The following is a 14,602-nucleotide window of genomic DNA, read 5'->3' on the forward strand; positions in this document are numbered from 1 at the left end:
AATCTGCTATCTCTCCAAATCAGAATTTCAATTGATGGAACAGTGCGGTGGATCGGATCGAGGAGCTTGCGATCTTCGTGGCGATCGTCGATGCCGGCAGCCTTGCTGGAGCCGCGCGGCGCCTTCGCAAATCGCGCCCGGCCGTGACGCGGGCGCTCGCGGCGCTGGAAGAGCGCGTCGGCGCCCAGCTGATCGCGCGCACGACGCGGCGGCTGACGCCGAACGATGCAGGCAGGGAGCTTGCGACGACTGCCCGGCGGCTCCTGTCCGATTATGAAACCGCGCTGGGCGTCGCGGCGGCTGAGCCGGTCAGCGGGTTGCTGAGGATCACGGCGCCGCTCGCCTTCGGCAGGCGGCATGTCACGCCGCTGGTGTCCGAGTTTCTCGACCGCTATCCCCAGGTGCAGGTCGAACTCGTGCTCGCCGACAGGAACCTCGATCTGATCGAAGAGGATCTGCAGATTGCGGTCCGGATCGGACCGCTGCCGAATTCGGGCTTGCTGATGCGCAAGGTCGGGGAAGTCCGGCGCGTCCTCGTCGCGGCGCCGTCCTATCTCGCCCGTTGCCCGCCATTGCGCCGCCCGGCCGATATCGCGGCCCATGAGACGATCGCGAGCGTCGCGGCCAACCAGACGCTGACCTGGCGTTTCCGGGGCGCCCGCCGCGGCAGCGGGATCGTGCTGACGCCGCGGCTCATCGTCAACGAGGTGGAATCGGTGCTGATCGCGGCGCGCGCCGGACGCGGGCTGGCACAAGTGCTGTCCTATCAGGCGGCCGACGATCTGGCTGCGGGAACGCTGATGCGTCTGCTCCCTGAGTTCGAGCCGGCGCCACTGCCGGTGCAGCTTGTGATGCCGGGAGGGCGCCAGCCGGCGCCGCGCGTGCGTGCCTTCATCGACCATGCCGTCGCGCGGTTGCCGCAGCTAGCGCCGATCGGCGGTTGTTCCTAGCGCAGCGAGCCCGCAAAACCGGATATGGCGGAGACGACCTGTCCCTCGCGGCCGATGAAGCCGTGATAGGCACGGGCCTGGCATGGGTTCCCGGTCGAGGAACCGCCGTCGATCCAGAGCAGCCGCGCTTTGCCACCGGTCCATTGTTGAAAACTCACGGCCGATTCCGGCAGCGTCACGCGACAGGTGTCCTGGCGATGATGGATGATGAGCGTCGGGGGCAGGCGCGAGGGATCGCCGATCATGTCCCGCGCCTGGTCAAGCATGGCCGAGGTGAAGACGATGCCGTCCGGCCTTGCCGGCAGGGTGCCGGCAACCTTGAGCGCGCCGCGGCTCATCGCCACGACGATGACGCGCGGCGCAAGAGCGCGCATGTATTCCACAGCCTTTGCCGGGTCGGCATTGGCATCGAGCGTGATGCTGGCGATGCCGCTGCGTAGATAGGCGCCGCGGGTCCGTACGATCCAGTTGCCGTCGCGCTCGACGCTCCCGTCGGAGCCTATGCCGACATAGCCGTCGCCGCCGGTCAGCAGGACCAGCCCCGCACGAGGTTTTCCCGCAGGCTTGTTCAGAAGCGCGCGGCCGCCGCCGAAGAGACCCCCGCCGAGATCGACAACCTCTTCGCAGCGCGCCGCCGTCGCGGAAAGGAGAAGGGAGGTTGCAAGGAATGCTGCAGCAATCCGGAACGTCCGCATGACCGGCCCCAATGAGTTTCGCGAATACCTATGGTTACGGGTCGGTCGGCGTCGAGCGGATTTTTGGGTCAGACCGGCAGGCGCACCGTTGCGCGCAGGCCGCCGAGCGGCGAGTCGCTCAGCATGATGTCGCCGCCATGTGCGCGGGCGATGTCGCGAGCGATGGCGAGGCCGAGACCCGTGCCGCCGCCATCGACATTGCGGGCTTCGTCGAGACGGAAGAAGGGACGGAAGACCTCCTCGCGCTGGTCGGGCGGGATGCCCGGCCCGTCGTCGTCGACCATCACGATCAGGTAGCGCGCGTCATGCGTCGCGCGGATTGCGATGCGGTCGCCATAGCGGGCGGCGTTGGAGACGAGATTGGTCAGGAGGCGCCGGAAGGCGTCCGGGCGTATGACGACCAGCGGATCGCCAACCACCTCGAGCCCGGTCTGATGGCCCTGGCGCTCGGCATCCGCCTTCAGCTCTTCCAGCAGGGAGCGGATATCGGTCTCGACCGGCACCTCGCCTGCGTCGCCGCGCGCGAAGGCGAGATAGTCCTCGAGCATGCGGCTCATCTCGTCGACATCCTTCTCGAGCGCCTCGATCTCGGAGGAGCGCTCCATCAGGGCGAGCGAGAGCCGGAAGCGCGTGAGGATGGTGCGCAAATCGTGGCTGACGCCGTTCAGCATCGTCGTGCGCTCGCCGATCGAGCGCTCGACGCGCCGCTTCATCTCGATGAAGGCGTTGCCGGCGCGGCGGACTTCGCGCGCGCCGCGCGGGCGGAAATCGGCGTCGCGGCCCTTGCCGAAGGCCTCCGCGGCATCCGCAAGCTTCAGGATGGGGCGGATCTGGTTGCGCAGGAACAGCACGGCGATGGTGAGCAGGATCAGCGAGGTGCCGATCATCCAGAGCAGGAAGATGTGGCTGTTGGAGGCATAGGCCGCATTGCGCCGGGTCAGGATGCGCATCACGTCCTTGCCGAGCTTGATGCGGATCTCGATCAGGCTGGAGCGGCCGACCGTGTCGAGCCAGAAGGGGCGCGCGACCTGCTGGCTGAGCTCGGTTGAAAGCGCGTTGTCGAGCAGCGAGAAGAAGGGGCGGGGACCCGGCGCCGGCAGATCGGAATCGGGGATGATGTCGACGTCCATGCCGAGCCTCTCGGCGGCGATGCGCGAGAGCGTCGTGGTGTCGGCATCCTGCGGATAGCTCTCATAGACATCGATCAGCATCGCGATGTCGGCGGAGACGGCGGAGGACAGGCGCTGCGTCACGAGCTGCCAGTGTCGCTCCATGAAGACGTAGGCGATGACCGATTGCAGCAGCACCACCGGCGCGATGACGATGACGAGCGCGCGCGGATAGAGCCCCTTGGGCATGTAGCGCGCGATGATCTGGAGCGGGCGGCCGACGCTCCTCAGCGCCGGGCGCACGATTCGGCCGAGTTGGTGGCCGATCGCATCGAGCACGGCAAGGCCGCGAGTCAGAGCCGCCGCAACAGCGCGCAGCGCCGACTGCCTGTTCCTGCCGTGGTGAAGCGGAGTCACGTCCTGTCCGTCACCAGCCTGTAGCCGACGCCGCGCGCGGTCTGGAGATAGAGCGGATCGGCCGGATCGCGCTCGATCTTACGGCGCAGCCGGTTCATCTGCACGTCGACCGTACGGTCGTTCGCAGCCGAACCCTGAGCCGCCAGCTCCTCGCGCGGGACGACCTCGCCGGCGCGCTCGGCGAGCGCGGTGAGGATCTCGCGCTCGCGCTCGGTCAGGCGGATCGTCTCCTCGCCTTTGCGCAGTTCGCCACGGGCCAGCCCATAGATGAAGGGACCGAAGCGGACGAAATCGGGGCGCGTGCCGGATTGGGCGGCTTCGACCACTACGGTGCGCTTCAGGATGTTGCCGAGGCGCAGGAGCAGTTCGCGCGGCTCGAAGGGCTTGGCGAGATAGTCGTCGACGCCGATCTCGAGGCCGTTGATCCGGTCCTTGCCGTCGGCGCGGGCGGTCAGCATCAGAATCGGGACGGCGGAGCCGCCGCGGAAACGGCGGGCGAAATCGAAGCCGTTCTCGCCAGGCATCATCACGTCGAGCACGATCGCGTCGAAGACGAGATTGCCGAGCCGCGTGTCCGCCTCGCCCGCATTGGCGGCGGTGGTGACGCGGTAGCCATTGTCGCCGAGGAAGCGGGCCAGCAGATCGCGCAAGCGGCGGTCGTCATCGACGACGAGAACATGCGGCGCCTCGTCGGGGATCGGCTTGCGGGCCGGCTTCGCTAGGGTCTCGCTGGCGATCATGCTTGCGCCTTGCTCCTGCATCCGGGCCGGGAACGATCACGGTGCCCGGCTGCCATAGCACAATGCGCGAGGCGGGTCGCTTGTCAGGGCTTCGTCAGCAGGCGTTCGACCTTCGGCCGCTCCGCCGGATCGATCAAGGCGGCCAGGTATTGCGCGGCGATTGCCGCTGCCTCGGGGCCGACGCCCTCGAGCGCCCGGTTGATGCGCTTGGCCTGGAGCCGGACGAGGCGAAGCGCCAGGTCCTGCCCGGCGGCGGTTGTGTGGAGATGGCGCTGGCGCTTGTCCTGCCGGCCGGTGCGCTGCTCGATATAGCCTTTCTCGACCAGCTCTTTGAGGACGCGGTTCAGGCTCTGCTTCGTGATCTGCAGGATGTCGAGCAGCTCGGCGATGGTCAGACCCGGACAGCGCTGGACGAAATGCAGGACGCGGTGATGCGCCCGGCCGAAGCCGTAATCCGCGAGTATCCTGTCGGGGTCTCCGACGAAATCGCGATAGGCGAAGAAAAGCAGCTCGATCAGGTCGTGCGGAACGGCCTCGGACGAGGGCTTCAGGGGGGCGTCGTCAGGGCGAGGTTCGGACAAGGTCAAAAGCACGCTTCCAAAAATTTGGGTCAGCCTTATTGACATATCTCAGACGGAAGATTACCGGTCAAGGGCGCTGAGCGAACGATTATTTCAAAGCCGATCGTCGCGGCGCAGCTTTAGACCCATGCTTGCGTTCCCAAATCGGCTGTGCCGGAGTTCGGAGCGAGGAAGCACCCAGGAGAAGGTCCCATGTCAGTCATTCCTTTCGACCAGCGCGACGGCGTCATCTGGTTCGACGGCAAGCTCGTGCCGTGGAAGGACGCCAAGATTCACGTACTGACCCACGGGCTCCACTACGGCTCCTGCGTGTTCGAGGGCGAGCGCGCCTATGACGGCGTCATCTACAAGTGCGCGGAGCATTCGCAGCGCTTCCACAAATCGGCCGAGATCATGGATTTCACGATCCCCTATTCGGTCGCCGAGCTGGACGAAGCCAAGTATCTCTGCCTGAAGGAGAACGGGCTCAAGGACGCCTATCTCCGTCCCGTCGCCTGGCGCGGCTCGGAGATGATGGCCGTGTCGGGCATCAACAACAAGATCCATACCGCCATCGCGGTGTGGGAATGGCCGAGCATGTTCGACATGGCGCAGAAGCTGAAGGGCGTGCGCCTCGACGTTGCCGATTATCGCCGGCCGGACCCGGCCTGCGCGCCTGTTCATGCGAAGGCGGCGGGCCTCTACATGATCTGCTCGCTGTCGAAGCATAAGGCGGAGCGCGCCGGCTATGCCGATGCGATGATGCTGGATTGGGAAGGCAATGTCGCCGAATGCACCGGCGCCAACATCTTCTTCATCAAGGACGGCGTGGTCCACACCCCGCTGGCCGATCGCTTCCTCAACGGCATCACCCGTCAGTCGGTGATCGATTTGTGCAAGCAGCGCGGTTTCGAGGTGGTGGAGCGGCGCATCCGCCCGGAGGAGCTGGAAGGCTTCAACGAGTGCTTCATCACCGGCTCGGCCGCCGAAGTGACGCTGGTGTCCGAGGTCGGGCCGTACAGCTTCATCACCGGAAACATGGGCAAGGTGATCATGGAAGATTACTCGGCCGCGGTGCGCCCGCAGTCGAAGGCGGCGTAACACGCAGCCGTCGTGCCCGGGCTTGACCCGGGCATCTCGGAAACCAGTGACCTTCCGTCACCAGATTCTCGGGCGAAGCCTTGCTCCGCCCGAGAATGACGCGGCTATTTCACTTCGCTCCGGTAGAGCGTGATCCAGTCGTCCGGGCCGATGCCGCGGCATTCGCCCATCATGCTGAGCTCGGTCTGGACGAAGGCGGTGCCCGTCCAGGCGTAGCCGCCGGTGGCGCCGCAGTCGCCGAGCCCGCGGCCCTTGGCGAAGAAACTCAGCCGGCCGGTCTTCGGGTCGAAATCAGCATTGGTCAGCATGTTCTTCGCATCGCCTTCGCCCTCCGGCAGAGCGACAGGCTTCGCGGCTGTGACATCGCCGCGCTCCACCATCCAGAAACCAGTGGAGACGTTGTAGGCGCCGCGCGAGCAGGCCAGGCCAACGAGGCGGCGCTCGCCGTCGAGGGCCCAGGCCTCATCGGCCGCGACCAGCATTTCGTCATCCTCGCAAAGATCGGCGTCCCGTTGTTTGATCTGCTTGCGCAGCGACGCAGCGAGCGCTTTTCCGTCCTTCTCCGACAGCGTGCCGGCCGCGGGCTTTGCCGTGACGATCGGCAGCGGCGGGGCTGCCGGAACGGAGATGCCGTTGCCCTTGCGGACGAGAGCCGAAGTCGTGTTCAGCCGGCCCTGCTGCTCGTCGATCCAGAGCATTGCTGCGACCGAGCCGGACAACGAAATGGTCGCTGTCACACCGGGCGCGGATATGGCGAGCTTGGTTGCCTTCCGAGCTGCTTCGATCAGCGTCGCGATCTCGGCAGGCTGGAAGGATAGCGACACCATGTCACCATCGGCCGCTGCCGGGAGCGGCTTGCCGCCGGCGGGGAAGGGCGCGCCGTCGAGCTTGAGCTGAAGCGCTGCCGGAGGCTTCTTCCAGTCGCCGCGCAAGCGCAGGACGAGGTTGGCCGCACCGTCAGGCCCGGCAGGGCGTTCCAGGCGCAGATAGGCGACGGCGTCGGCGCTCTCCGGGGGCAGCGACAGGGCGGTGCAGCTCTTGAGATTGTCGCAGCCGGCCATCCAGTCGCGAAACGTCTTCGGCTCCGGTGATGCCGCCGCGGCCAGGGCCGGGAGCAGCACCCACCCACCGGCGAGAGCGAAGCCCCTCAGCATTTCAGGGCGCTTCTTCCCAGCGTCTCGCCGCATCGTCGTCATCCGTCTTGGCCTCGATCCAGCCGCCGAGCGTGCCGTCCGCGCGGTGTTCGCGCTTCCAGAAGGGCGCGCGTGTCTTGAGGTAGTCCATCATGAAGTCGGCGGCCTCGAAGGCGGCGCGCCGATGGGCCGATGCTGCGAGCACCAGCACGATCTGCTCGCCTGGCCGGATCAAGCCGTAGCGGTGGATCGCGACGAGCCCCATGAGCGGCCAGCGCGCTGCGGCCTCGGCCGCGACACGGCCGATCTCAGCCTCGGCCATGCCGGGATAGTGCTCCAGCTCCAGCGCGGCGAGCGCGCCGGATTCATCGCGGCAAAGCCCAATGAAGGAGACGACGGCACCGATGTCCGCACGGCCGTGGCTGAGCGCTGCGATCTCGTCCGAAAGCTCGAAATCCTCGCGCTGGATACGGATAAGGAGTGTCATGGCGGCCTCAGCCGCCGGTCATCGGCGGAAAGAAGGCTATCTCGCGGGCGTTGCCAAGCGGGCTTTGCGGCTTGGTGTGAACCTGATCGAGCGCGGCTCGCACCACGGCCTCGTTGGTGAAAGCGGCCTCGTAGTTCTCGCCGCGCGCCTTCAGCCAGCGCACGAGATCGGCGACAGTGGCGAGGTCGGCGGGGATATCGAGCGTTTCTTCCGGCAGGCCGACGCGTTCGCGCACCCAGGCGAAATAGACGAGCTTTACGCGGCGGGGCGCAGCGGTGGTGGCGGCGACGGCATTCATGGCATGCGCTCGTCCTGCTCGACGAGGTGACGGATGCCGGCGTTGAAATAATCCCAGCCGGTATAGATCGTCAGACCCGCAGCCGCCCAGAGCAGCACGATCCCGATCTGGGTATTCCCCGGCAGGACCTTGTCGCCGGCCGGGCCGGCAATGAGGAAGCCGAGCGCGAAGAGCTGCGCCGTCGTCTTCCACTTCGCGACCTTGCTGACGGGGACGCTCACTTTGAGATCGGCCAGGAACTCGCGCAGCCCCGAGACGAGAATCTCGCGGCAGAGGATCACGATCGCGGCCCATAGCGTCCAGCCCTCGATCTGGCCGGTATAGACGAGCATCAGCAGCAGGGCGGCGACGAGGAGCTTGTCGGCAATCGGATCGAGCATGCGGCCGATGGCCGATTGCTGGCTCCAGGCGCGGGCGATGTAGCCGTCGAAATAGTCGGTGATCGCCGCGAGGGTGTAGATCGCCAAAGCGAGCCAGCGCATCCAGTCGTCGCGCGGCCAGAACAGAATCGCCACCAAGGCCGGGATCGCCAGGATCCGCCCGTAGGTGAGGAGGTTGGGCAGCGACCACGGGCCGCGCCGCCTGATGGCGTCAGGAAGAATCGTCACGTCGAGCACCAAAGCAAGGCCGCTGCGGCAGCGTCAACACGCAACAGCGTGAATGTGGCGGAAGTTATAGACCATGTCGCATTCGACGAGGGCCGTCCGAATGCGAAAAGCGGGCTCGATTGCGGAAATCTGGGGCATTGTGCCTCCGAAAGACCGGTTAGCGCATTCTCGCGTGATGCTCTACGCATCGTGAAAGAAATTATGCACGGCCTTGGCCGTGGCCGCATTGACGCCGGGTGTGCGCATGAGGTCGTCGAGCTTGGCCCGCTGGATCGCCTTCACCGTGCCGAAATGCAGCAGCAGCGCGCGCTTGCGCGAGGGGCCGATGCCGGGAATCTCGTCGAGCGGGTTCTTCATGGTCTCGCGCTTGCGCTTGGCGCGGTGGGTGCCGATGGCGAAGCGATGCGCCTCGTCGCGCAGGCGCTGGATGAAATAGAGCGCGGGATCGCGCGGCTGCAGCTTGAAGGGCTCGCGACCAGCCATGTGGAAGGTTTCGCGCATGGCATTGCGGTCTTCCCCCTTGGCGATGGCAACGAGCGGGATGTCGGCGGCGCCGAGCTCCTTCATGATCTTGAGCGCTGCGGAGAACTGTCCCTTGCCGCCATCGACGATGACGAGATCGGGACGGGATGGGAAGCCGTCCTCGTCCTTGCGCGGCTTCGGCGCCTTGCGGGGCTTCTTCGGCGAGCCCTCATCCTGAGGAGCGCCATCAGGCGCGTCTCGAAGGATGGTCGCGGAGGTTCCATCACTCTCTGGAGCATCCTTCGACACGGCCGCATCCGCGGCCTCCTCAGGATGAGGGCTCAGAGAAATGCCTTCCTCCTTCGCGAGCCTCGAGAACCGGCGTGTCAGCACCTCCCGCATCATGCCGAAATCGTCGCCGGCGATGGTGTCGGTCGAGATGTTGAAGGTGCGGTAGTGGCTCTTCATGAACCCGTCCGGTCCGGCAACGATCATGCCCCCGACCGCGTTCGTGCCCATGATGTGCGAGTTGTCGTAGACCTCGACCCGGCGCGGCGGGGTCTCCATGCCGAAGGCGGCGCCAAGCGCGGCGAGCAGCGATTGCTGCCCTGCATTCTCGGCGAGCTTGCGGGAAAGCGCCTCGCGGGCGTTCTTGACGGCATGGGCCATCAGGTCGGCCCGTTCGCCGCGCTTGGGATGGGCGACCTCGACCTTGCGGCCGGCGCGGGCCGAGAGCGCTTGGCCGATCAGTTCGATCTCCTCGACCGGGTGCGAGAGCAGCACGAGGCGCGGCGGCGGCTTGTCGTCGTAGAACTGGGCGACGACCGAGGCCAGCACCTCGGCCGGGGTCAGCGAGCGGTCGGCGCGTGGGAACAGGGCGCGGTTGCCCCAGTTCTGGTGGTTGCGGAAGAAGAAGATCTCGACGCAGAAATGCCCGGCCTGTTCGTCGATGGCGAAGACATCGGCCTCTTCCACGCCTTGCGTGTTGATGTCCTGCCCGGCCTGCACGGCCGAGAGCGCGGCAAGGCGGTCGCGGTAGCGTGCGGCCTTCTCGAATTCGAGTTCCTCGGCAGCCTCCTGCATCCGCGCCGAGAGCAACTGTTTCACGGCGGAGGAGCGGCCGGAGAGGAAGTCGCGGGCCTGGCCGACCAGCGCCTGATAATCGGGGATCGAGATCTCGCCTGTACAGGGGCCGGCGCAGCGCTTGATCTGGAAGAGCAGGCAGGGGCGCGTGCGGTTCTCGTAGAAGGAATCCGAGCAGGTGCGGATCAGGAAGGCCTTCTGCAACGCGTCGATGGTGCGCGTCACCGCCCAGACCGAGGCGAAGGGGCCGAAATAATCGCCCTTGCGCTGGCGCGAGCCGCGGTGCTTCAGGATCGCGGGCGCGTCGTGGTCGCCGGTCAGCAGGATGTAGGGGAACGACTTGTCGTCGCGCAGCAGCACGTTGTAGCGCGGCCTGAGCTGCTTGATCAGGTTCGACTCGAGCAGCAGCGCCTCGGTCTCTGTGCCGGTGGTAACGAACTCCATATTCGCCGTCTCGGCGATCATGCGCGCCACGGCGTTGGTGTGCGCCATGCCGCGGGCATAGGAGGTCACGCGGTTCTTCAGGCTCTTGGCCTTGCCGACATAGAGCACCTCGCCCGCACGGTCGAACATCCGGTAGACGCCGGGCTTGTTCGGAAGATGCCTAGCGAATTGCTGGATGATCTCGATGCCGGCCTTGAGCGCGCCGGGCGCAGCCTCCGCAAGATCGGGTGTCGGCTCGACGGGGAGTGCATCCTCCTCGTCATCGAACTCGTCTTGGGGCAGATCGTCCTGACGTTCGCGATTCATGATGTTCATGTAGGATGTCGCAGCGGCTTCGTCATGTCAGGAGCGGCACGGGGATGGCTGTGCTCCGACAGCGGCGGCCCGCGCTCCGCTTAACGTCGAGCGAAATCGGCGATGGTTTCTCAACGTTGTCTTTCGTCGCGCCGCGGGCAGGGGGCGTTTTCATTCGCCCGTCGATCTGATCTCGGTTTGACATCATGTTGATCGCGTTCTATTCGTTAATCTCGATTTAGGCCTGATGACTTGGCCATTCGCGCCTTGTGAGCGCGACACGCTGATGATTTCTTCCTTTTATCGAATTCGCCGCTGCATGTGACCCATGCGGCTTGAATAAGCGCGCTTGCGGGAGGCGCCGATGGCTTCGGGTTCAGTTAAGTGGTTCAATGCGACCAAGGGTTTTGGTTTCATTCAGCCTGACGATGGTGGACAGGACGTGTTCGTCCATATCAGCGCGGTAGAGCGCGCAGGTCTGCGCGATCTACGTGAAGGTCAGAAGATTTCGTATGAGCTGGTCCAGGACAAGCGGTCCGGCAAGAGCTCGGCCGATAATCTGCGCGCCGAGTAGCCGCTAGAGGCGCGAGCAACGGCGATTTGAGGGGTCACGGGTATACCAGGCCACGACGATACGTTTCTCGGCAACGGTGAGTAAGGGGTCGGGATCAGCTAGCCCGACCCTTTGTGTTTTTTGGAAAGGGTAGTCATGCAAGTTCTCGTTCGGGACAACAATGTCGAGCAGGCGCTTCGTGTCCTGAAGAAGAAGCTGCAGCGCGAAGGCGTGTTTCGCGAAATGAAGCAGCGCCGCGCCTATGAGAAGCCGTCCGAGCGCCGCGCCCGAGAAAAAGGCGAGGCCGTTCGCCGCGCCAAGAAGGCCGCGCGCAAGCAAGCGCAGCGCGAAGGGCTGCTGCCGGCGCCGAAGCGCAAGCTGCCCGTCGGCAAGGCACGTAGCGGAGCGCCGCGTCCGCCTTCCATCTGATCAGCATCGATCAGCTGTCGCCTGCCGAGAAGGAGTTTCCCATGTCTAGTCGGAACATGAAGCTGGACGAGATCAAGGCCCGGGCGCAGGCGGCTTTCGAGACGACCGAGCAACGCAAGCGAGATACGCTTGTTGCGTGGCAGGCGCTTGAGGACCAATCCAGCCAGACGCGCCTGAAGACCGAGAAGTTGAGAGCCCTGCGACTTGCAAGAGACGCCGAGGAAGCTGCGGCCAAGGCGAAGGCGCCGCGCAGCGCTGCGGCGGTGAAGCGCCCGCGCCGAGCTGCGGCCAAGCCGCTCTGACACGCTTGGCTGGGAGGATATCCCGGCAGGGCAGCCATCACGATATGGCGCTCTCAAGAGCTCGCTCGCATCATCTGTCCGTCGAGTGGCGGCCATTGCCACTGTCGAAGCGGCGCCGGCCCTGACGAAGGCGGTGAGCCGCCGCATCTCGTTTCGCCGCGACCTGTGCCAGGGCGCGTTCAAGCCGCGGCATCGTCGTCGATCCACTCCTGAACGATCGCCTCGTTGGCGTGGATGCAGACCAGCTCGAGCCGCCCCGTTCCGATGTTGACGAATTTGTGCGGAACGCCGGCCGGCCCGACCACGATCGTGCCAGCGCCAGCTCGCAATTTTTCCGTCCCGAGGGTGAACTCTGCTTCGCCGGACCGGATCACCCAAGTCTCCGAATAGGGATGAACATGCAGGCCCGGTCCCTGCCCGGGCTCGTTGTCGATCAGGAAAAACGACACCTGCGAACCGTAGCTGCCGCGTTCGAACCGGGCAGTGCGGCTTGTGCCGCTGCGCAGGGCGTTGCTGTCGATCATCATCGGCATCACACTCCTTCAGTTATCTTTGCACAAAGATAGTTGGGCTGAATATATCTTCTCGTCAAGATATCTCTTGGCGCGGGAGCCGGGCCAAGGCAGATGAGGGGACGAAGCGCGTGTGGGGCGAGCGATGACGAAGATGGACCATGTCGAGCGCGTCAGGGCTCAATGGGCCCGCGAATTGCCGGATCTCGACACGACGCCCACGGCGATCCTGGGGCGGGCGTATCGCCTGTCCAATCTCGTTCGTCCCAGCATCGAGGAGACCTTCGCGGGCTTTGGGCTCGATCGCGGCGAGTTCGACGTTATCAGTACCCTGCGCCGCAGCGGGCCGCCTTATCGGCTCACGCCGACGGCGCTCTATCGTTCCCTGATGATTACCTCCGGCGGGCTGACGCACCGGCTGGGGCGGCTGGAAAAGGCCGGGCTGGTGCGCCGCGAGAAATCGTCGGAGGATGGGCGAAGCGTCCTCGTCGTCCTGACTGAACAAGGCTTCCAGCGAGCCGAGGAGGCGCTTCGCGCCGATATGGCGAGCGAGGCACAGTTTCTCGAAAGCCTCAGCCCTCCCAAACGAACGGCTCTGGCGGAACTCCTCAAAGAGCTGCTGGCGACACTCGAAAGCGATGCGATGCCGGCGACCGAGACATGATGCCGTTCAAATCCGGCCGCATCATCCTGTTCAACGGCGCGTCGAGCAGCGGCAAATCCTCGCTGGCGCGGGCGCTGCAGGGCCGGATCGGCGCCCCGTTCTGGCATATTTCGATCGACCATCTCCGCGACTCCGGCGTATTGCCGACGGCGCGGATCAAGAGCGGCGAGTTCGACTGGCGGAGGATGCGGGAGGCTTTCTTCCTCGGCTTCGAGCGCTCGCTGCTGGCTTATGTCGAAGCTGGCAGCGATCTCATCGTCGAGCACATCATGGAGAGCGAGGCCTGGCTGCTCAGGCTCGCCGATACGCTCGCCGGGCAGGACGTCTTCTTCGTCGGCGTCCATTGCGAGCTTGCCGAGCTGGAGCGCCGCGAGCTGGCGCGGGGCGACCGGCCGGTCGGCGATGCGCGGCGCGACTATTTCCGCATCCACTCCTACTGCCTCTATGATCTCGACGTGGACGGGACGCAGGACATGCAGGCCAATGCCGATGTCGTCATCGCGGCGTGGCGCGGGCGGTCGCGGCCATCGGCCTTCGATCGGCTGAGGGAGCGTCGCGATCGAGGGTGAAGGCGGTTCGGGCATGATCTCGCCGTGCCGCAGATGCGCTTGTCTCGCCTCGGAATGCAGATCCGGGGCTGTCGCAGACGCAAGGCCGGCCCAATATGGGGAAAGCCCGGCCCATGCCGCGCATTCATCAAGGATCGAAGCTCATGTCCCAGTCTGACAGTGTTCGGATCGTTCTCGCCTCCCGCCCGGAAGGGCGCCCCAGCCCGCAGAATTTCCGGGCGGAGCATGCGGCCATCCCGGCGATCGCCGAAGGGCAGGTGCTGCTCAAGGTCCGGTATCTCTCGCTCGACCCCTATATGCGCGGGCGAATGAGCGCGGCGAAGTCCTATGCCGCTCCGACCGAGATCGGGCAGGTGATGGAGGGCGGTACCGTCGCCGAGGTGCTCGAAAGCCGCGATCCTGCCTTCAGGCGCGGCGACCTCGTGCTGTCCTATTCCGGCTGGCAGTCCCATGCGGTGGCGAACGGTTCGCAACTGCGCAAGCTCGATCCGAAGAGCGCGCCGGTGACGACGGCGCTCGGCGTGCTCGGCATGCCCGGCTTCACCGCCTATGCCGGGCTACTCACCATCGGCCAGCCCAAGCCGGGCGAGACCGTCGTCGTCGCGGCGGCGAGCGGGCCCGTGGGCTCGGCAGTGGGGCAGATCGCGCGGATCAAAGGAGCGCGGGCGGTCGGCATCGCCGGCGGACCCGAAAAATGCGCCTTCGTGCGCGAGACATTCGGCTTCGACGCGGTCATCGACCATCGCGATCCCGACATGGCCGGGAAGCTCGCGGCTGCCTGCCCGGACGGAATCGACGTCTATTTCGAGAATGTTGGCGGCCATGTCTGGGATGCCGTCTTTCCGCTGCTCAACACCTTCGCCCGCATCCCGGTCTGCGGTCTCGTTGCTCAGTACAATGCGACTGGCGATTTTCCGGGGCCGGACCGGCTGCCGGTGCTGATGCGCCAGGTGCTATCCAAGAGCCTGACGATCCGCGGCTTCATTCAACGCGAATTCATCGCCCAGGCCCCGGTTTTCCGCGAGGAGATGGCGCGCTGGATCGGGGAAGGCGCGGTCAAGTACAAGGAAGACATCGTCGAGGGGCTGGAGAACGCACCCGAGGCCTTCATCGGCCTGCTCGAGGGCAGGAACTTCGGCAAGATGATCGTCAAGCTCTGAGGCAGCGTGCCACGGGCAAGCCTTTTTCCTTG

The 14,602-nt window shown here is 65.6% G+C and carries 18 protein-coding genes; 8 read left to right on the forward strand and 10 right to left on the reverse strand.

The genetic code is table 11. The features are described from left to right. Positions 1–47: 47 nt before the first annotated feature. Entirely contained in the window at positions 48–950 is a 903-nt protein-coding gene (locus tag AB4Z16_RS14175; RefSeq protein WP_441511998.1) for a LysR family transcriptional regulator, read from the forward strand. On the opposite strand, the gene AB4Z16_RS14180 is transcribed toward AB4Z16_RS14175, so the two are convergent. The 4 genes from AB4Z16_RS14180 to AB4Z16_RS14195 all read right to left on the reverse strand — a co-directional run bounded on the left by AB4Z16_RS14180 (position 947) and on the right by AB4Z16_RS14195 (position 4,537). After that, on the reverse strand, positions 947–1,645 hold the full coding sequence (locus tag AB4Z16_RS14180; RefSeq protein ID WP_441511999.1) for an alpha/beta fold hydrolase: 699 nt from the start codon (positions 1,643–1,645) through the stop codon (positions 947–949). The genes AB4Z16_RS14175 and AB4Z16_RS14180 overlap by 4 nt on opposite strands. Positions 1,646–1,713: 68 nt before the next feature. Continuing rightward, the gene (locus AB4Z16_RS14185) at positions 1,714–3,060 is read right to left on the reverse strand and encodes an ATP-binding protein (protein WP_441512215.1); all 1,347 of its coding nucleotides are present in this window, start codon (positions 3,058–3,060) and stop codon (positions 1,714–1,716) included. Between the two features lie 107 nt (positions 3,061–3,167). Then, positions 3,168–3,911: a response regulator gene (locus AB4Z16_RS14190; protein WP_441512000.1), complete on the reverse strand. Its 744-nt coding sequence runs from the start codon at positions 3,909–3,911 to the stop codon at positions 3,168–3,170. 83 nt (positions 3,912–3,994) lie between these two features. Next, positions 3,995–4,537, reverse strand: a complete 543-nt coding sequence (locus AB4Z16_RS14195) for a MarR family winged helix-turn-helix transcriptional regulator (protein WP_441512001.1) — start codon at positions 4,535–4,537, stop codon at positions 3,995–3,997. A gap of 147 nt (positions 4,538–4,684) precedes the next feature. On the opposite strand from AB4Z16_RS14195, the gene AB4Z16_RS14200 reads away from it, so the two are divergent. Further along, on the forward strand, positions 4,685–5,572 hold the full coding sequence (locus AB4Z16_RS14200; protein ID WP_441512002.1) for a branched-chain amino acid aminotransferase: 888 nt from the start codon (positions 4,685–4,687) through the stop codon (positions 5,570–5,572). Positions 5,573–5,676: 104 nt separating this feature from the next. Here AB4Z16_RS14200 and AB4Z16_RS14205 read toward each other — a convergent pair whose 3' ends face one another. The 5 genes from AB4Z16_RS14205 to uvrC form a co-directional block, all read right to left on the reverse strand. Continuing rightward, complete coding sequence (locus AB4Z16_RS14205) at positions 5,677–6,726, reverse strand: DUF1176 domain-containing protein (RefSeq protein WP_441512003.1); 1,050 nt, start codon at positions 6,724–6,726, stop codon at positions 5,677–5,679. A 1-nt stretch (position 6,727) separates the two neighbouring features. Continuing rightward, a complete protein-coding gene (locus tag AB4Z16_RS14210; protein ID WP_441512004.1) occupies positions 6,728–7,192 on the reverse strand; it encodes a molybdenum cofactor biosynthesis protein MoaE in 465 nt (154 codons plus the stop codon). A 7-nt stretch (positions 7,193–7,199) separates the two neighbouring features. Continuing rightward, entirely contained in the window at positions 7,200–7,490 is a 291-nt protein-coding gene (gene moaD, locus AB4Z16_RS14215) for a molybdopterin converting factor subunit 1 (RefSeq protein ID WP_441512005.1), read from the reverse strand. Further along, positions 7,487–8,107: a CDP-diacylglycerol--glycerol-3-phosphate 3-phosphatidyltransferase gene (gene pgsA, locus AB4Z16_RS14220; RefSeq protein ID WP_441512006.1), complete on the reverse strand. Its 621-nt coding sequence runs from the start codon at positions 8,105–8,107 to the stop codon at positions 7,487–7,489. Before pgsA ends, moaD begins: the two co-directional genes overlap by 4 nt. A 171-nt stretch (positions 8,108–8,278) precedes the next feature. Next, positions 8,279–10,393, reverse strand: a complete 2,115-nt coding sequence (uvrC, locus tag AB4Z16_RS14225) for an excinuclease ABC subunit UvrC (RefSeq protein ID WP_441512216.1) — start codon at positions 10,391–10,393, stop codon at positions 8,279–8,281. Between the two features lie 352 nt (positions 10,394–10,745). Here uvrC and AB4Z16_RS14230 point away from each other — a divergent pair, with 352 nt between their 5' ends. From AB4Z16_RS14230 to AB4Z16_RS14240, 3 genes are all read left to right on the forward strand, one after another. Next, the gene (locus AB4Z16_RS14230; protein ID WP_441469865.1) at positions 10,746–10,955 is read left to right on the forward strand and encodes a cold-shock protein; all 210 of its coding nucleotides are present in this window, start codon (positions 10,746–10,748) and stop codon (positions 10,953–10,955) included. A gap of 135 nt (positions 10,956–11,090) precedes the next feature. Then, complete coding sequence (rpsU, locus tag AB4Z16_RS14235; protein ID WP_441512007.1) at positions 11,091–11,363, forward strand: 30S ribosomal protein S21; 273 nt, start codon at positions 11,091–11,093, stop codon at positions 11,361–11,363. A 41-nt stretch (positions 11,364–11,404) separates the two neighbouring features. Continuing rightward, complete coding sequence (locus AB4Z16_RS14240; RefSeq protein WP_441512008.1) at positions 11,405–11,665, forward strand: transcriptional regulator; 261 nt, start codon at positions 11,405–11,407, stop codon at positions 11,663–11,665. Between the two features lie 179 nt (positions 11,666–11,844). On the opposite strand, the gene AB4Z16_RS14245 is transcribed toward AB4Z16_RS14240, so the two are convergent. Then, positions 11,845–12,192 (reverse strand): cupin domain-containing protein, encoded by a 348-nt coding sequence (locus tag AB4Z16_RS14245; RefSeq protein ID WP_441512009.1) that lies wholly within the window; start codon positions 12,190–12,192, stop codon positions 11,845–11,847. Between the two features lie 130 nt (positions 12,193–12,322). Between AB4Z16_RS14245 and AB4Z16_RS14250 the strand changes: the two genes are divergently transcribed. From AB4Z16_RS14250 to AB4Z16_RS14260, 3 genes are all read left to right on the forward strand, one after another. Then, positions 12,323–12,841 carry a MarR family winged helix-turn-helix transcriptional regulator gene (locus tag AB4Z16_RS14250; protein WP_441512010.1) on the forward strand — a complete coding sequence of 173 codons (519 nt, stop codon included), beginning with the start codon at positions 12,323–12,325 and terminating at the stop codon, positions 12,839–12,841. Continuing rightward, the gene (locus tag AB4Z16_RS14255; protein WP_441512011.1) at positions 12,838–13,410 is read left to right on the forward strand and encodes a chloramphenicol phosphotransferase CPT family protein; all 573 of its coding nucleotides are present in this window, start codon (positions 12,838–12,840) and stop codon (positions 13,408–13,410) included. The genes AB4Z16_RS14250 and AB4Z16_RS14255 overlap by 4 nt, the downstream gene beginning before the upstream one ends. A 143-nt stretch (positions 13,411–13,553) precedes the next feature. Continuing rightward, positions 13,554–14,570, forward strand: coding sequence for an NADP-dependent oxidoreductase (locus tag AB4Z16_RS14260; RefSeq protein WP_441512012.1), 1,017 nt, complete (start codon positions 13,554–13,556; stop codon positions 14,568–14,570). Positions 14,571–14,602: the final 32 nt, after the last annotated feature.

Origin of the sequence: Allobosea sp. TAF32 (genome assembly GCF_052113585.1) — a bacterium.
Taxonomy (GTDB): domain Bacteria; phylum Pseudomonadota; class Alphaproteobacteria; order Rhizobiales; family Beijerinckiaceae; genus Allobosea.